The following is a 15,669-nucleotide window of genomic DNA, read 5'->3' on the forward strand; positions in this document are numbered from 1 at the left end:
TAGCCTTGAATCTGAATGACTGGACCACACTCTTTTGCACCCGGTAGTTTGCCTGTAGGGACGCTCAAGGATCGACACACGCCCTGAAAGGACTCACTACCATGCCGACCTCTCGCCCCACTGCTCCCCTTGCGCCGCCCCGGAACTGCTGTGGCGTATACCCCGAAATACTCTTGCGCACCGATGCTTCCTGGGAGGGCACGCCCTACCAGTGCTACCCGCCGGGTGCCCTGGAACTGACCTTGCAACGGGTCACGCTGGCGCCGCACACCGCCGTGCACTGGCACATGCACCCCTGCCCGATCATCGGTTATGTCGTCGCCGGGGAGATCTGGGTACAAATGAAGGACAGCGACCAGCAGCGCTGTTTCGTCCAGGGGACAGCCATCGCCGAAACGGTCGACCTGGTACACCGAGGCGTCACTGGCGAGCTGCCCGCCGAACTGCTGATGTTCTGCGCCGGCACCCGGGGCATGGCAGTGACTGTCGAGGCGGAACAAGCGCTGTAGTCGACGGCTTCAAACCTTGAAGCCCAGCATCAGCGCGCACACCACCAGAAAGCCGCAGAACAGCGAACGCAGTACCTTTTCCGGCAAGGCATGCGCCAGCTTCACGCCCCAACTGATGCTGAGCAGGCCGCCCAGGGCCAGTGGAATGCCCATATGCCAGTCAACGTGCTGGTGCAGGCCGTAGGTCAGCAGGGTAATCGAGGTGCTGGGCGCTGCCAGTGCCAGCGACAGCCCCTGGGCAACCACCTGGGTGGTGCCGAACACGCTGGTCAGCACCGGCGTTGCCACCACCGCCCCGCCCACCCCGAACAGACCGCCGACCACGCCTGCACCGCTCCCCAGCACGCCCAGCCATGGCCAGGGCTGGCGCAGTTCGGGGGTAGGCGGCGCGTTGCGGGTGAACATGCGCACCAGGTTCCACACCGTGAGGGCCACCAGGAACACCACGAATCCGATGCGCATCGCCTGTGCATCCAGGCCAACGGCCCAGATCGACCCAAGCCAGGCGAACACCAGCCCTGCCAGCGACAACGTCAGGGCTGGGCGCAACTCGATACGGTTGCGCTGGTGGTAGCGCCACAGGGCCAGCAGCACATTCGGCACGACCATCACCAGCGCGGTGCCCTGCGCCAGCTGCTGGTCGAGGCCGAACAGCACCCCCAGCGCCGGAATCGCGATCAGGCCACCGCCGATGCCGAACAGCCCGCCCATCGTGCCCAGTGCCGCGCCCAATGCGATGTACATCAACCACTCGATCATGCTTGCCTCTCTATTGTGCGATAGCACCATGCTACCGAGCCCGGGCTAGCAGGGAAACGCACAGCAACGCACAATGGCTGTGCCAATCCCGCACAAGCACCGAACTGCCATGAACCCCGATACCCTCACCCAGCAACTGAGCCTGTTTCTCGATGTCCTCGAAAGCGGGAGCTTCTCGGCCGCCTCGCGCCGCCATCCGCTGACGCCCTCGGCAGTGGCGCGGCGTATCGACGCCCTGGAAAGCGCCGTGGGCAGCCGCCTGTTCGTGCGCAGCACGCATGCCGTACGTGCCACTCCGGCCGGCAATGCGTTCGCCGAAAGGGCCCGGCGCATCGTCGAGGAGCTGCGCCTGGCGCGCGCCGAAGCAGTGTCGCTGAGCAATGCGCCAGAGGGCCTGATTCGTATCGATGCACCCTCGGCGTTTGGCCGCCGCCACCTGGCACCGGCTATTGCCGACTTTCTGGTGGCCTACCCTGGGCTGGACGTGCAACTTCGCCTGATCGACAGCTTCGTCGACCTGCACGGCGCGCACCTGGGCGAGGTCGACCTGGTGTTGCGCGCCGGCCCGCTGGCCGATACGCGCCTGGTAGCAACACCGCTGGCCTACATGGTGCGCATTGCCTGCGCCAGCCCTGCCTACCTGCAGCAGCGCGGCGTGCCGGCCAGCCCCCTTGAGTTGCCCGAGCATGACGGGCTGGACTGGGACGGCCTGGCCCCACCCTTCGCCTGGCGCTTCGCGGTCGAGGGGCAAATGCGCCTGCTGCGTCCGGCGCGCATGCGCATGAGCGCCAACAATGCCGAAACCTTGCTGTTCGGCGCCCTCGCCGGCCTGGGTATCGCGCACCTGCCCACCTGGCTGATCAGCGACTACCTGTTGCGCGGTGAACTGCTGCCCCTGTTTTGCGACAACGGCCTGCCCGCCGCCGAGACCAGCGGCGTGTACGCATTGCGCCTGGAGCATGAAACGAACTCTCGCAGCCGTTTGCTGCTCGAATTCCTCAAGAGCCGCTTCAGCCCGACCCCACCCTGGGACCTGGCGCTGCAAAGCGAGCTGCGCTGGCAATAGCACCAATTACCTGCGTGCTAGTATTTCATGGACCAGATAGAAAGGATCCGCATGAACGCCACCCCCAAAGCGCCAGGCTGTGAAGAATTGCTGCTCGACAATCAGGTGTGCTTCGCCCTGCACTCCACCTCGCTGCTGATGACCAAGGTGTACAAGCCGCTGCTGCAGGCGCTCGGCCTGACCTACCCGCAGTACCTGGCGATGCTCGTGCTATGGGAACGGGACGGGCTGACCGTAGGCGAGATCAGCCACCGCCTGCTGACCGATCCGGGTTCCCTCACACCACTGCTCAAACGCCTGGAAGCCGAAGGGTTGCTCAAGCGCACGCGCAGCCGCGAGGATGAGCGCGTGGTGATTGTGCAACTGACCGAGCAAGGCCGAGCCCTGCAGGAGCAGGCGCGCAGCATTCCACCGTGCATCCTGGGCGCCAGCGGACAATCGCTGGAGCAACTGCAACGCTTGCAGGCCGAACTGCTGGACCTGCGCGCACAGTTGCAAAAGAGCCTGTAGACCCTTTGCTACGAGCCTTGTAGCCCCCAGTCAAGGCCCGCGAGAAGACCGCTGGAGACGTTCACTGCAATTTATCTTGCGCACTAAATATTAGCGCACTATATTAATATCGTATTCACTCAGCGCCACCGGCGCCTCCATCACTGCAACGTACGAGGGTCACCATGAAAACGCTCTATACCGCAACCGTAACCTCCACTGGCGGCCGTGATGGTCGTGCCGTTTCCAGCGACAGCATCCTCGATGTGAAGCTGGCCACGCCCAAGGAGTTGGGCGGTGCCGGCGGCGCGGCTACCAACCCTGAGCAACTTTTTGCCGCCGGCTACTCGGCCTGCTTCATCGGCGCACTGAAGTTCGTGGCCGGCCAGAGCAAACGCCAGTTGCCTGCCGATACCGCGATCACCGCCGAGGTCGGCATCGGCCAGATCGAAGGCGGCTTCGGCCTGGACATCGACCTGCGCATCAGCCTGCCAGGCCTGCAACAGGCAGACGCCAAGGCGCTGGTCGATGCTGCGCACCTGGTGTGCCCGTACTCCAACGCCACCCGTGGCAACGTCGACGTACGCCTGCACACCAGCGTCTGAGCCACCGCCCAGGCATAAAAAAACCCGGCCTAGGCCGGGCTTTTCATGTGAAGCTCGCCCAATTACTTGGCGCGGCCCTTGTAGGAACCACCTTCACGGGTGTCGATCTCGATCTTGTCACCGATCTCGATGAAGTCGGCAACCGACAGCTCGGTACCGTTCTTCAGTTTGGCAGGCTTCATCACCTTGCCCGAGGTATCGCCACGCGCCGAACCTTCGGTGTAGTCGACTTCACGCACGATGGTGGTCGGCAGTTCCACGGACACCAGGCGGTCTTCGAAGAAAACGGCTTCGCACACGTCGGTCATGCCTTCTTCAACGAAAGGCAGAACGCTTTCGATGTCTTCGGCATTGAGCTCGTACATGGTGTAGTCGGTGGTGTCCATGAACGTGTAGGTGTCGCCGCTGATGAAGGACAGGGTCGCTTCTTTACGGTCGAGGATCACGTCGTCCAGCTTGTCGTCGGCGCTGTAGACGGTTTCGGTCTTGTAGCCGGTCAGCAGGTTTTTCAGCTTGGTCTTCATGATCGCGCTGTTACGGCCCGATTTGGTGAATTCAGCTTTCTGAACCAGCCAAGGGTCGTTGTCGATACGGATCACGGTACCGGGTTTCAGCTCTTTACCAGTTTTCATTGCGAGATATCCGAATTTGGATGGATTTACAAAAATCGAGGCCGCATATCATAGCGAATTTCGACAAAACTGTACCAGCGCCGTGGCAAGGTCCGGCTGAGCGGCCTGCGCGGCGCACCAGCGCTCGGCGTGAATGCTCAGTTCCGACCAGTGCACCAGCAGTTGTTGCCACGCCTGCCCCATGTCGCGGTCCATGTTCCAGGCGCGCCACAGATCAACCAGCGCGGCGGCGGCAGGTGACGACAGGCCCCGGGTGTAGTGATCGAGAAAGGCTTCGAGCTTTTCCCAGTGGGCGTACTCTTCCTGCACGTAGATGTGCCATAGCAGCGGGCGCCCGGCCCACTGTGCACGCACGAACGAGTCCTCACCGCGTACTGCATTGAACGCACAGCACCACAGCAGGCGGTCGTAGTCATCCTGGCTGACGAAGGGCAGGATCTGCACCGTCAACGCACCGCGCTGCGTCACACTGCCCACGGCCAGTTGCGGCGTACCCAGCCAGGCCTGCACATCCCCCAGGATACGGCCCTCGGGTACCAGCAGATGGCTGGGCTGCGTGTCGCTCGCCAGGGCGTCGAGCCAACTGCCCAGCCCGGGGTTTTCGTAGGCAAACAACGACATCAGCCGTGCCTGCCCCTGCACCACGACCCCCAGGCCTTGCAGGAACGCCTGGCGTGCCTGCGGATCGCGCTCGAAGGCCTGGCGTCGCGCCAGCAGGCTCGACTCACGCAGCAGCCCGCCGGTTCGCGGGGTAAAGCCTGGAAAGAAAAACACCTTGCGCAGGCCATTGGCTTGCGGCGACGGCAAGCCGTGGCAGCCTTCCACCCAGCCTTCGGCGCTGAGGTACTCAAGATTCAGCCACTGCGCGGGCACGCTGCGCGCCTGCATGGCCTGGACATAAGCGGCCGGCAACTGGCAGCCAAACGCGCCGATCACCACATCCGCCACAGCGGTGGGTTGCCAGTCGGCGGGCCACTGGCACACCTGCACGCCCTGCTGCCATTGCGCGGCCAGGTGCGGGTCGGCGGTCGGGCACAACCGTGCGAACGCGGCCAACTCATCCACCCACAGGCGCACGGCCAGCGAGTGCTCCGCCGCCAGCTGCCGAGCCAGGCGCCAGGTGACGCCGATGTCACCGTAGTTGTCGACGACGCAGCAGAAGATATCCCAAGTCTGTTTCATCGCGGGCACCTCTTGAGCCAGGCGTAAAAAGCGTCGATTGTCCGGTTTAATCCGTACAGACAACAAGTGCGAGGCTGAATAAAACCGCCAGCGCATGCGACAATCACCGCCATTGTCCTGGCCAGGAGGCTGCCATGTCGTACCGTGCGCGTCGCCGCGAACTGAAGATTGCCCACAAACCGCTGCAATTGATCCTGTGCGTGGCCCTGGGCCTGTGGCTGGGGTTCCTGGCGATTGCCCTGACCGTATGGCTGGGCTGGCAGTACCTGCCAGACACCCATGAGCCGCTGCGCGAAGCGATTGCTCCGCCTGCACCGGCCGTGGCGCCGCAGCAATCGCCAGAACAGAACCAGATGTTCGAGCAGTACAAAGAGATCCTGCGCAGCCAGGCCATCCAGCAGGCCGAGGCGCATGCACAGGGCGAGGTACGCAACCTGTCCAACCCGCGGTGCCAGTTCTGGTTGCAGCAGAACCGCACCGCACCGACCGAGAAGAGCCGGGCCAATGTCCTTGAGTTCTGCCGCTGAGATGAACAAGACCGAACTGCTGGCACGCATCGTCGAGCGCCTGTGCATTGACCTGGACGTGGCCCAGCGCGCGGCGCAGACCGCGTATGAAGCTGCGACCGCCGAAGAGAACATTGCCGAGAACAAGTACGACACCTTGGGCCTGGAAGCCTCGTACCTGGCCACCGGGCAGGCACGGCGCATGGAAGAGATTCGCCAGGCGCGGGTGGCGTACCAGCAGTTGCAGGTGCGCGACTATGACCCCGAGGCCGGGATTCAACTGAGCAACCTGGTGCTGCTGGCCGACCAGCACGACCGCCAGCAGCGGTTGTTTCTGGGGCCGGAGGCGGCGGGCCTGAAGATGGGCGAAGGCGATGCACTGGTGACCGTGATCACCCCGCGCTCACCGCTGGGGCAGCGCCTGATGGGCAAGTTCGAGGGGGATGAGGTGGTGCTGGTGCTGGGCAACAGTCGCCAGGTGTACGAGATCATCGAGGTGTGCTGAAAAGCTACGCCGATGCGCCAGGCTATATTTTTGTACCGCCCTCGGCACCTGGCGCGCCCGCGCCGCCAGGCTGCGCTCCAGCAACTGGATGAACGCCCTGGCCGCAGGCGTCGGGTTGGTCGACCAGATTGCATACAAATGGCGCACCGGCGCATCATGCACCGGCACCGCGACCACACCACTGAAGCCCGCCGCGATCCTGGCCGGCACCAACCCCAAAGCCAGGCCACGCTGCACGAATTTTTCGATCAGACCGATGCTGCCCACCTCGAACTGCACCCGATGGCGTACGCCGGCGGCATCAAACGCCTCATCGGTTTGCCGACGCGCCCCACTGCCCGCCTGAAAGTCCACCAGCGGCTGGTCCTCCAACTGCTCCAGTGCCAGGCGCCCTACCCCAACCAGTGGGTGATGCGGCGGCAGTACGGCCACCAGCTCTTCGACCGCCAACAGGCGCAATGCCACGCCATTCAACGGCTCGCCCGGCCACACACCAATAAACGCAACGTCCAGGCGACGCTCACGCACATCAGCGATCAGCACCTCGCTCTTGCCGATCAACCACCGTATGTCCACTTGCGGATACTGCCCATGAAACCCCGCGAGCAGGTCAACCAGGTCCAGTTCAGTCAGCGAGCTGATCTCGCCGATGGACAACCGGCCACGCACCTCGCCGCAGGCCGCAGCCACGTCCTCGCCAATGCGCCGCGCGGCCTCCAGGGCCGTGCGCGCGCTGAGCACGAACGCTTCGCCAGCGGATGTCAGGCGCACCCGTCGCGAGCTGCGCTCAAACAGCATCGCACCCAAATGCGTCTCAAGCCGTGCCACCTGATGACTCAAGGCCGACTGCACCACATGACAACGTTCGGCCGCACGGGTGAAACTGCCCGTCTCGGCGACCGCCAACGCATACTCGATCTGCTTGAGGTTCATTTATCCATCTGTTTTGGAGATTGATACGATGAAAACGATACATTGGCGTCATGCTAGCGCATTTTCGATAATGAGCGCCCCCACCCACTGACAACGAGACGGTCCATGGCACCCGCCACCCCCCACCTGAGCCGCGCCCTGATCCTGCTGATGGCCACCGCCACCGGCCTGGCCGTAGCCAGCAACTACTATGCGCAACCCTTGCTGCACAGTATCGCCGAGCACCTGGGCCTGACCACCGCCACCGCGGGCAGCATCGTGATTGCCGCGCAGTTGAGCTACGGCGCCGGCCTGTTGCTGCTGGCGCCACTGGGCGACCTGTTCGAACAGCGCCGCCTGATCGTCAGCATGATCGCCATCAGCACGGTGGGCCTGCTGATCAGCGCATTTGCCCCCAGCCTGCTGTGGCTGCTGATCGGCACCACGCTCACCGGCCTGTTCTCGGTGGTGGCGCAGGTGCTGGTGCCGATGGCGGCCGGCCTGAGTGACCCGGCCGAACGCGGGCGGGTGGTGGGTACGCTGATGACTGGCCTGCTGCTGGGGATTCTGCTGGCACGCACGGCGGCCGGCTTCATGGCCACACTGGGCGACTGGCGCAGTATCTACCTGCTGGCGGCTGCGCTCATGGCCCTGAGCGCGATCGCCCTGGCACGAGCGCTGCCCGAGCGCCATCAGCATGCCGGGCTCAAGTACCCGGCGCTGATCGGCTCGGTATTTCGCCTGTTCGTCGACGAGCCGGTGCTGCGGTTGCGTTCGCTGCTGGGGCTGCTGTCGTTCTGCCTGTTCGCGCTGTTCTGGACCCCCTTGGCGTTTCTGCTGGCGGCCGAGCCGTACCAGTATTCGGATGCGGTGATCGGCCTGTTCGGCCTGGCCGGTGCGGCGGGTGCGCTGGCGGCCAACTGGGCCGGGCGCCTGGCCGACCGTGGCAAGGGTTCGCTGGGCACCACCGTGGGGCTGCTCGCACTGGTGCTGTCGTGGGTGCCGTTGGCGTTCGCACAGTCCTCGCTCGCCGCGCTGCTGGTGGGCGTGCTGGTGCTTGACCTGGCGGTGCAGCTGGTACACGTGAGCAATCAGAATGCGGTGATTGCCCTGCGGCCCGAGGCGCGCAACCGGCTCAATGCCGGGTACATCACCTGTTATTTCATTGGCGGCGCACTGGGTTCGCTGCTGGGCACGCAGCTGTTCCAGGCCCATGGCTGGAACGGCATCGTGGTGGCAGGGCTGGTGATCGGTGCGATAGCACTGGCGGTGTGGCTATGGGTGGAGCGCCGTACGGTACAGGTGAAGCCCGCGTAGACGCCTTCGCCAGCAAGGCTGGCGCCTACAGGCGGCGGGTCAGTCGCCCCGCACGAAGGCCTCGTCGACCCGCGACAGGTGCTCCTCACGCAACGTTCCAGCGGCGTAGTGCAGCTTGACCCACGCCAGCAGGTAATCGTAGCGCGCCTGCGCCAGGTCGCGCCGGGTGGTGGCCAGTTGCTGCTCGGCATTGAGCACATCCAGGTTGACCCGCTCGCCCCCCAGCACACTCTGGCGGGTCGACTGCACCAGCGCCTGCGCCGAACTCAAGGCGCGACCGTAGGCCCGCAGGCGCGCAGCACCCGAGACGCATGCATTGTACTGGCGACGCAGCTCGATCAGGGTCGTGCGCGTCTGCCCCTCAAGCTCGTATTCGGCCTGCTCAAGGGTACGGCTGGCCTGCCGGGTGGACGCCGACACGGCGCCACCGGCGAACAACGGCATACTCACCTCCACCCCGATGGTGTTGGTGTCGTAGCGCTGGTCATAGGTGTTGCTGTTGTCCGACTGCGTGCGCCGCGAGGTGGCATACGCAGTGACCCGCGGCAGGTGGCCGGCGCGGTTGCGCTGTACCTCGAAGCGCGCCACCTCCAGCGCCTGACGCCCGGATGCCAGCTGCGGGTTGTTGGCCAGCGCCAGCTCATGCCAGGCCTGATAAGCGGCAGGTTGAAGGGCAAATTGCGCAAAGCTTGCCTGCAACGGCGCAAGGTCTTCGATACGCAGTGCAGGTTCGGCGATCAACGCCCCCAGCTCGCGCAGCGCGGCATCCAGGTCATCGCGGGCCTGGATGTGCTCGGCATCCGCCAGCTCATAGCGGGCCTGGGCCTCGAGGATATCGGTGCGGGTGCCCTCGCCCTGGCGAAACAGCTCGCGGTTCTGGCGAAACTGCTGCTCGTACGCCTGCTTGCTGGCCACACTGATCGCAATCTGGTCCTGGGCGAACAGCGCCTGGGTGTAATGGCTCAGTACCCGCACCAGCAGCGCCTGGCGCTTGTCCCTCAGGGTTTCGTCGGCATACAACGCCTGCGCCACGCCCTTGCGGTAGCTGGCGTAGGCGGCGTAGTCGAACAACGGCTGCTGCAGGCTGAAGGTCGAACCGTAGCTGTCGTAACGCCGGTCTTCGCTACTGCGCACGTTGTCGCCCAGGTAGGTCGCGGTAGAGTCGTTACGGCCCTTGTTGTAGTTGTAGGTCAGGTTGGGCAGCAGCCCGGCCCGCCCTATCGTGCGGTACTCCTGGCCAGCTTCGCGCGCCTTGAGTGCGCCCAGCAGCACGGGGTCCTTGTACAAGGCCTGCTCATAGACCTGAAACGGTCCCATCGCCTGTACGCTGCCAGCCACGCCCATCGCGCACGCCACCAGCAGCCCGCTCATCATGCTTTTCATGGGTAGGCGTCCTATCGTTCGGTCAGGGCCGTGCCGGCCCGGTCGAGCAACGGCTTGAACAGGTAGTTGAGCAACGAGCGCTCACCACTGCGCACGAACAGCTCGGCCGGCATGCCAGGCTTGATCACCAGCCCGTCAAGGCGCGCCAGGGCGCTGTCGCTGACACTGCTGCGCAGCACGTAATACGGCTGACCGGTGTGTTCATCGAGCAACTGGTCGGCGGAAATCAACGTCACCTCGCCGCTGACCCGCGGCGTGCTGCTCTGGTTGAAAGCGGTGAACAGGATATCCACCGGCAGTTGCAGCGCCACCTTGTCCACCAGGCTGACCGGCAAGCGGCCTTCCACCTGCAATGCCGCATCCTGCGGCACGATCTCCACCAGCGCTGCGCCGGGGTGCACTACCGCGCCCACGGTGTGCACCGCCAGATTGACCGCGATGCCCTGGGCCGGGGCCAGAATTTCGCTGTGCTGCAGGGCGAAGCGCGCCGAGGTCAGCTGCTGTTCAAGGGTGACGGTATCGAGCTGGGCCTGGGCCAACTGGCTGCGCACCTCTTTCTGGTACTCCTGCTGGCGCTGCTGCAGGTTCAGGCGTGCTTCGACGATGCCCTGCTCGAGCCGCGCGCTGTCACCGGTGTTCTGCGCAAGGTCGCGCTGCACCTGGGACAGCTGACGCTGGTAGTCGAGCAGGCGGTTGCGCGGGATATAGCCGTCACTGGCCAAGGGCTGCAGGTTGCTCAGTTGCTCGCGCAACGAATCGGCCTGGGCCTGCAGGTCGCCATGGGCACGGCGCATGCTCGCCAGTTGCGCCACCGAACCGTCGATGTTGGCCTTGAGCCCGGCCTGCTCGCGGGCCAACGCATCGCGACGGCTGCGGAACAGCTGGCGCTGGTTCTCCAGCGTCAGGCTCAGTTGCGGGTCCGGGTCGCTGCCCGGCTCGCTGCCAAAGGCGATGGCCGGCAAGTTGTCACGCTCGCTCTGCCAGCGTGCCAGGCTGGCCCAGGCCATGCGGTACTGGGCCTGCAGCGCCTGCACGTCGGCCTGGGCCTGGGTCGGGTCGAGCCGGAACAGCGGCTGCCCCTGCTCGACCACCTGCCCCTCGCGCACCAGGATCTGGCTGACGACTCCTGCGGCCATCGATTGCACCGCCTTGCGCTTGCCCGACACCACCACGGTGCCTTGCACGCTGATGCCCTCATCCAGCGGTGCCAGGGTCGCCCAGCCGAGAAAGCCGCCAAACCCCAGCAGTGTCAGCCACCAGCCGAGGCGAACGAAATACTGCGCATCGCGCCCCGTGGCCACCATCGTCATGCCGTGCTCGTCCTTGTTCATACGCCATTGCTCGCGTGCGCCGCTGCCGGGCGCGGGGCCTGATTCAACGCCTGCATCACCTGCACCGCCGGGCCGAAGGCCTGCACCCGCCCTTCGCCCAGCACCAGCAGCTTGTCGGCCTGGGCCAGTGCCGCACTGCGGTGGGTCACCAGCACCACGGTGCGCCCCAGCGCCTTCATCTGGGTGATGGCGCTGGCCAGCGCCGCTTCACCGCTGGCATCCAGATTGGAATTGGGCTCGTCCAGCACGATCAGGCTCGGCCCGCCGTACAGGGCGCGGGCCAGGGCAATGCGCTGCTTCTGCCCTCCCGACAGGTCGGCCCCCTCCTCGCCCAGCCGCGTGTCATAGCCTTGGGGCAGGCGCAGGATCAGTTCATGCACACCGGCCTGGCGCGCCGCTTCCACCACCTTGTGACCGTCGAGCGGGGCAAACCGGGCGATGTTCTCGGCAATACTGCCGCGCAGCAGCTCGATGTTCTGGGGCAGGTAGCCGATATGCGGGCCCAGCGCCTCGCGCTCCCAGCGGTGCAGCTCGGCACCGTCCAGGCGCACCGCGCCAGCCAGCGGCGGCCAGACCCCCACCAGGACCCTGGCCAGGGTCGACTTGCCGGAGCCAGAGTTGCCCAGCACCCCCAGTACCTCGCCGGCCGCCAGGCTGAAACTGACCTGCTGCACCGTGGCGATACGCTTGCCGGGTGGCCCGGCACTGAGCTGCTCGACGTCGAGACGACCGCTGGGGGTGGGCAACGCCATGCACGGTGCCGACTCGGGGCACTCGCGCAACAGGCTGTCGAGCCGCGTGTAGGCCAGCTGTGCGCCACTCCATTGCTTCCACACGGCAATCAACTGGTCGATGGGGCTGAGCACCCGCCCCATGAGGATGGAACCGGCGATCATCATGCCCGGGGTCATCTGGCCCTCGATCACCAGCAAGGCGCCCAGGCCCAGTACCAGTGACTGCAAGCACAGGCGCAGGGCCTTGCTGGTGGCGCTGATCAGCGCCGAAGTGTCGCTGGCGCGGTTCTGCAGCGCCAGAAACCGTGCATGCAGGCTGAACCAGCGCTCGCGCAGGGCACCGAGCATGCCCATGGCCTGGATACTCTCGGCATTGTGCAGGTGGCTGCTGGCCAACTGCGCCGATTGCTGCTGATAACCGGCGGCCTGCACCAGCGGCGCATGGGTCAGACGCTCGTTGAGGATGGCCAGCAGCACCAATACCAGCGCACCCGCGCAGGCCAGTACACCCAGCCATACATTGAACAGAAAGATCACGGCCAGGTAGATCGGAAACCACGGCGCATCGAAGAACGCGAACAACGCCGGGCCGGTGACAAACTGGCGAACCTGGGCCAGGTCGCCAAGCGCTTGCCCGGCCGCCGCGTCACGCCGGCGCAAGTTGCGTTCGAAGGCGGCGCGGTAGACCTTGAGATTGAAGGCCTGCTCAAGTTGATGGCCTACCCGGATAACAATGAAACTGCGGACGGTTTCAAGTACGCCGATAAATACAAAGAAGCCGACCACCATCAAGGTCAACATCCACAGGGTGGTTTCATTCTGTGAGGACAATACCCGGTCATACACTTGCAACATGTAGATCGAGGGCACCAGCATCAGGATATTTATCAACGCGGTAAAACAACCGACACTGATCAGGATGGATTTGTAGTCAGCCAGTGCCGCCCACAAGGGGGCACCGGCTTGGGGTGTCGGGGCGTTCATTGTCCGCGTTTCGTTCCTTGAAAGATCGGGATATCTTCATGCCGTCCTGGCGAATGCCTTCACTGCAGGTCCAGACGCTCCAGGCGCAGGGTCTTGTCGGCGTCGTAGCCAAACTCGTACACGCCAGGCTTCACACGATTGAAGTGGCGCAGCGCACTGCCGTCGTCCCCCACCAGGGCCAGGGTGTCGGGGGTCACCAACCATGCAGTGACACGCACGCCAAGCAAGCGCTCTGCGCAATCGAGTTCGCCGCCGAGCAAGGTTTGGGGGGCCTGCAGGTGCACGGTGCAGGCCGCCGCCGGCTCACTTGCGCGGTAAAGTTTCCAGGCGCCGGCCAGTTGCTCGGGCGTGGGGAGTAACAGGCTGCTTGCCATACCTACCTCGGTAAGCGTCATGAAGGTTATCGCGCCAAGCGCGATGCGTCGTTTGAGGGTCATGGGTTACATCCAATGCAAAGGAGCGGCGCACGCGCCACCCCCGATTACGCCGCTATCAGACCACGATATCCGTAATGGCAGCCTGGCCCACCGTGTACACCTGGAAGTCGGCCTGGCCAACCCCGGTGAAATCGATGGCAAGACCGCCCACGTTGTTGACCTTGTCGTAGGTGAGCAGCGCTTCACCCGCGTGCCCGGTGAAGGCGGTGACGAAGTCCAGTTGCAGCTTGTTCACCGAAAACGCGGCAAAGCCGGTCAGGTCGATCTTGTCCTGGCCGCTGGTGAAATCCATGATCCAGTCCGGCGCCTGCGGGGTCGAGTCGCTGCTGGATTCGAACACGAAGGTATCCCGACCGGCACCGCCCCACATCAGGTCTGCCCCGCCGCCGCCGAAGATGATGTCGTTACCGGCACCGCCCACCAGCATGTTGGCCGCCGCATTGCCGATCAGCAGGTCGTTGCCCGAGCCGCCGATGGCGTTTTCCACGGTGACGCCCTGCGCGATGGAAACGTTGCCCACCATGCCGCCAACATCCGAGAACGACCCTTCATTGAGGTTGATCTTCTGGTTCTGGGTAAAGCCGGAGAAGTCCAGCGTGTCGTTGCCGCCACCGTCCCACACCGAAAACACCAGCTTGGAGGACGACGAAGTGGCCGAATAGAAGTCACGGTCGGCGGTGGAGTTGAAGCCGTACACGGTATCGCCGGCGCGGGTCGCGTAGTTGGCGCCGTAGAGCTTCTGGATGGCGGCGATGTCGTCCATCAGCGGTGCGGACGCATAGGTCACGGCACCGCCCTTGCTGAAGTTCTGGCTGGTGTTGCTTTCACTCCAGTAGCTCATGACGCTGTAGCCACGCGAGTCCTGGCCATACGTGGCATCACGGTAGCTCGGGTTGCCTTCACCGGCGTTGTAGTCGCCAGGGTGCGACAGGCCCAGCGAGTGACCGATCTCGTGGGTGAGGGTCTGGCGACCGTAGTTGCCGTTGTCCGGGTTGGTGTTTTCGCGGTACTGATTGTTGACCAGGTACCAGGTCTCGCCCTTGTGCGACCCGGCGAACTGGTACGGCAGGTAGGCGAAGGCTGCGCCGCCGCTGCTGCCGTCGCTGTAGTTGCCGTAGGTCATGTGACCATCGCCGCCACTGGCCGCCTGCTGGAAGGTGATCTTGGCAACGTCCGACCAGGACTGCATGGCCAGCTTGGCCTGGGCCTGCTGCTGCGCGGAAAACGCGCTGAAGCTGCCCAGTTCGCGGTCGAAGTCCGCCGGTGCCCGGGTCAGAAAGCTGTAGGTGAGGTTGATGAAACCGTCTTTGTTCAGGTCTTTCCAGGCAGCGCCATCGCGCAACAGCTGGGTAGCAGCCTGATCGACGCTGAACGAGGGTTTGCCATTGAGGGTACCGGCGCCGCGGTCGTACTGGTGAGCGAAGTTGCTCAATTGCTGATAGGCGGCACTGTAGCCCTTTGGCTGAACTGCCAGGGCCAATGCCGAGGGTTGAGCGGTCGACATACTTACACTTCCTTGTTTGCTAAAAGCCGTTGTTTTTCAGACAGAACGGTCCCTTGGCGAGAACGTCCTGTCACTCGCCCTGATAAAGGCGTGGGCAAATTGCCATATAACCGAACAAACTTCTAGCGTTATTTTGACGCCAATTTCCAGGCGAATTGTCGGACAAAAATACCACGTCGCGGCGCGCATGCTGTCCGTGCGGCTACACGTCAGCGGCTCCCCTGCGACAACGCACCCCACCCCAGAATCTACCCTCTGTCGCCTGAGCATTGACTTGTACTGCGGCGCGGCGCTGAGTAGGAAGTCGTCAACTGCCCCCTGATTTCGGACGATGCCCATGACAAGACTCACGGTTCAATCCGGCGACTTCTTGCAAGGTGAAGGCGAGTATCGCAATGGATCGCTCACACTCAAGACCGCTGGCAGCCCCTCTCAAGGCGAGAAGATCGCCCTCTCACGCATCAAGCACATGAAGGTCGCCAACCAGGAATCGAGCCGCCACCTGGGCAGCGCCCTGAGCTGGGGCATGGCCGGCGCGCTGGTCGCCGGCCCCGTCGGCCTGCTCGCCGGGCTCTGGCTGGGTGGCAAGGAAGAGGAGGTGACCTTCCTCGCCACCTTCAAGGACGGTCGCAAGCTGCTGGCGGTGACCGACAGCCGCACCTGGTCGAAGATCGACGGCTACTGGCGCCGGCACGAGGTGGCCAGCGACCCTCGCTGAATTCCATCCTCGGCATTTCGTTCAGGTAATATGCCCCCGCCTGCCGGCGCAACGCCGGCAGGCCCTGCACTTTCGCGCCGGTTGCGCTCACCTGCC

At 64.4% G+C, this 15,669-nt stretch carries 16 protein-coding genes and 1 pseudogene; 8 read left to right on the forward strand and 9 right to left on the reverse strand.

The genetic code is table 11. The features are described 5' to 3' along the window. Positions 1 to 173 precede the first annotated feature (173 nt). Positions 174 to 509, forward strand: a complete 336-nt coding sequence (locus tag KUO17_RS02285; protein WP_217973421.1) for a cupin domain-containing protein — start codon at positions 174 to 176, stop codon at positions 507 to 509. A gap of 9 nt (positions 510 to 518) precedes the next feature. Here the strand turns inward: KUO17_RS02285 and KUO17_RS02290 are convergent, their stop codons facing one another. Beyond that, positions 519 to 1,268, reverse strand: coding sequence for a sulfite exporter TauE/SafE family protein (locus KUO17_RS02290; protein ID WP_217973422.1), 750 nt, complete (start codon positions 1,266 to 1,268; stop codon positions 519 to 521). 109 nt (positions 1,269 to 1,377) lie between these two features. Between KUO17_RS02290 and KUO17_RS02295 the strand changes: the two genes are divergently transcribed. The 3 genes from KUO17_RS02295 (at position 1,378) to KUO17_RS02305 (ending at position 3,428) form a co-directional block, all read left to right on the forward strand. Further along, complete coding sequence (locus tag KUO17_RS02295; protein ID WP_217973423.1) at positions 1,378 to 2,334, forward strand: LysR family transcriptional regulator; 957 nt, start codon at positions 1,378 to 1,380, stop codon at positions 2,332 to 2,334. Between the two features lie 51 nt (positions 2,335 to 2,385). Next, a complete protein-coding gene (locus tag KUO17_RS02300) occupies positions 2,386 to 2,844 on the forward strand; it encodes a MarR family winged helix-turn-helix transcriptional regulator (protein ID WP_217973424.1) in 459 nt (152 codons plus the stop codon). Positions 2,845 to 3,008: 164 nt separating this feature from the next. Beyond that, positions 3,009 to 3,428 (forward strand): organic hydroperoxide resistance protein, encoded by a 420-nt coding sequence (locus KUO17_RS02305; RefSeq protein ID WP_217973425.1) that lies wholly within the window; start codon positions 3,009 to 3,011, stop codon positions 3,426 to 3,428. Positions 3,429 to 3,490: 62 nt separating this feature from the next. Here KUO17_RS02305 and KUO17_RS02310 read toward each other — a convergent pair whose 3' ends face one another. Both KUO17_RS02310 and earP read right to left on the reverse strand, forming a co-directional pair. After that, entirely contained in the window at positions 3,491 to 4,060 is a 570-nt protein-coding gene (locus KUO17_RS02310) for an elongation factor P (protein WP_217973426.1), read from the reverse strand. 48 nt (positions 4,061 to 4,108) lie between these two features. Next, complete coding sequence (earP, locus tag KUO17_RS02315; RefSeq protein WP_217973427.1) at positions 4,109 to 5,242, reverse strand: elongation factor P maturation arginine rhamnosyltransferase EarP; 1,134 nt, start codon at positions 5,240 to 5,242, stop codon at positions 4,109 to 4,111. Positions 5,243 to 5,376: 134 nt separating this feature from the next. Between earP and KUO17_RS02320 the strand changes: the two genes are divergently transcribed. Beyond that, positions 5,377 to 5,769 carry a hypothetical protein gene (locus KUO17_RS02320; RefSeq protein ID WP_217973428.1) on the forward strand — a complete coding sequence of 131 codons (393 nt, stop codon included), beginning with the start codon at positions 5,377 to 5,379 and terminating at the stop codon, positions 5,767 to 5,769. 1 nt (position 5,770) lies between these two features. Beyond that, positions 5,771 to 6,253 carry a GreA/GreB family elongation factor gene (locus tag KUO17_RS02325; RefSeq protein ID WP_217973532.1) on the forward strand — a complete coding sequence of 161 codons (483 nt, stop codon included), beginning with the start codon at positions 5,771 to 5,773 and terminating at the stop codon, positions 6,251 to 6,253. Between the two features lie 57 nt (positions 6,254 to 6,310). Here KUO17_RS02325 and KUO17_RS02330 read toward each other — a convergent pair. Continuing rightward, a pseudogene (locus KUO17_RS02330) lies at positions 6,311 to 7,186 on the reverse strand (LysR family transcriptional regulator); the annotation flags it as partial. Between the two features lie 105 nt (positions 7,187 to 7,291). On the opposite strand from KUO17_RS02330, the gene KUO17_RS02335 reads away from it, so the two are divergent. Beyond that, on the forward strand, positions 7,292 to 8,482 hold the full coding sequence (locus tag KUO17_RS02335) for an MFS transporter (RefSeq protein ID WP_217973430.1): 1,191 nt from the start codon (positions 7,292 to 7,294) through the stop codon (positions 8,480 to 8,482). Positions 8,483 to 8,521: 39 nt separating this feature from the next. Here KUO17_RS02335 and KUO17_RS02340 read toward each other — a convergent pair whose 3' ends face one another. From KUO17_RS02340 to KUO17_RS02360, 5 genes are read right to left on the reverse strand one after another with little or no spacing between them, the layout of a single operon-like run. Beyond that, positions 8,522 to 9,865: a TolC family outer membrane protein gene (locus KUO17_RS02340; protein WP_217973431.1), complete on the reverse strand. Its 1,344-nt coding sequence runs from the start codon at positions 9,863 to 9,865 to the stop codon at positions 8,522 to 8,524. Between the two features lie 11 nt (positions 9,866 to 9,876). Beyond that, complete coding sequence (locus KUO17_RS02345; protein WP_255263358.1) at positions 9,877 to 11,196, reverse strand: HlyD family type I secretion periplasmic adaptor subunit; 1,320 nt, start codon at positions 11,194 to 11,196, stop codon at positions 9,877 to 9,879. Continuing rightward, positions 11,193 to 12,914, reverse strand: coding sequence for a type I secretion system permease/ATPase (locus KUO17_RS02350; RefSeq protein WP_217973432.1), 1,722 nt, complete (start codon positions 12,912 to 12,914; stop codon positions 11,193 to 11,195). Before KUO17_RS02350 ends, KUO17_RS02345 begins: the two co-directional genes overlap by 4 nt. Positions 12,915 to 12,973: 59 nt before the next feature. Next, on the reverse strand, positions 12,974 to 13,351 hold the full coding sequence (locus KUO17_RS02355) for an AprI/Inh family metalloprotease inhibitor (protein WP_217973433.1): 378 nt from the start codon (positions 13,349 to 13,351) through the stop codon (positions 12,974 to 12,976). 55 nt (positions 13,352 to 13,406) lie between these two features. After that, entirely contained in the window at positions 13,407 to 14,855 is a 1,449-nt protein-coding gene (locus KUO17_RS02360) for a serralysin family metalloprotease (protein WP_217973434.1), read from the reverse strand. Positions 14,856 to 15,192: 337 nt separating this feature from the next. Here KUO17_RS02360 and KUO17_RS02365 point away from each other — a divergent pair, with 337 nt between their 5' ends. Continuing rightward, positions 15,193 to 15,573, forward strand: a complete 381-nt coding sequence (locus KUO17_RS02365) for a hypothetical protein (protein ID WP_217973435.1) — start codon at positions 15,193 to 15,195, stop codon at positions 15,571 to 15,573. Positions 15,574 to 15,669 lie beyond the last annotated feature (96 nt).

The sequence above is a fragment of the Pseudomonas aegrilactucae genome (assembly GCF_019168305.1).
GTDB classification, from domain to species: domain Bacteria; phylum Pseudomonadota; class Gammaproteobacteria; order Pseudomonadales; family Pseudomonadaceae; genus Aquipseudomonas; species Aquipseudomonas aegrilactucae.

Excerpts from the sequence above, each read along its gene's own strand:
- KUO17_RS02325 (WP_217973532.1), top strand. The coding sequence starts at position 5,771 with ATGAACAAGACCGAACTGCTGGCACGCATCGTCGAGCGCCTGTGCATT.
- KUO17_RS02290 (WP_217973422.1), bottom strand. The coding sequence starts at position 1,268 with ATGATCGAGTGGTTGATGTACATCGCATTGGGCGCGGCACTGGGCACG.
- earP (WP_217973427.1), bottom strand. The coding sequence starts at position 5,242 with ATGAAACAGACTTGGGATATCTTCTGCTGCGTCGTCGACAACTACGGT.
- KUO17_RS02340 (WP_217973431.1), bottom strand. The coding sequence starts at position 9,865 with ATGAAAAGCATGATGAGCGGGCTGCTGGTGGCGTGCGCGATGGGCGTG.
- KUO17_RS02350 (WP_217973432.1), bottom strand. The coding sequence starts at position 12,914 with ATGAACGCCCCGACACCCCAAGCCGGTGCCCCCTTGTGGGCGGCACTG.
- KUO17_RS02345 (WP_255263358.1), bottom strand. The coding sequence starts at position 11,196 with ATGAACAAGGACGAGCACGGCATGACGATGGTGGCCACGGGGCGCGAT.
- KUO17_RS02305 (WP_217973425.1), top strand. The coding sequence starts at position 3,009 with ATGAAAACGCTCTATACCGCAACCGTAACCTCCACTGGCGGCCGTGAT.
- KUO17_RS02360 (WP_217973434.1), bottom strand. The coding sequence starts at position 14,855 with ATGTCGACCGCTCAACCCTCGGCATTGGCCCTGGCAGTTCAGCCAAAG.
- KUO17_RS02365 (WP_217973435.1), top strand. The coding sequence starts at position 15,193 with ATGACAAGACTCACGGTTCAATCCGGCGACTTCTTGCAAGGTGAAGGC.
- KUO17_RS02300 (WP_217973424.1), top strand. The coding sequence starts at position 2,386 with ATGAACGCCACCCCCAAAGCGCCAGGCTGTGAAGAATTGCTGCTCGAC.
- KUO17_RS02295 (WP_217973423.1), top strand. The coding sequence starts at position 1,378 with ATGAACCCCGATACCCTCACCCAGCAACTGAGCCTGTTTCTCGATGTC.
- KUO17_RS02335 (WP_217973430.1), top strand. The coding sequence starts at position 7,292 with ATGGCACCCGCCACCCCCCACCTGAGCCGCGCCCTGATCCTGCTGATG.
- KUO17_RS02310 (WP_217973426.1), bottom strand. The coding sequence starts at position 4,060 with ATGAAAACTGGTAAAGAGCTGAAACCCGGTACCGTGATCCGTATCGAC.
- KUO17_RS02355 (WP_217973433.1), bottom strand. The coding sequence starts at position 13,351 with ATGACCCTCAAACGACGCATCGCGCTTGGCGCGATAACCTTCATGACG.
- KUO17_RS02320 (WP_217973428.1), top strand. The coding sequence starts at position 5,377 with ATGTCGTACCGTGCGCGTCGCCGCGAACTGAAGATTGCCCACAAACCG.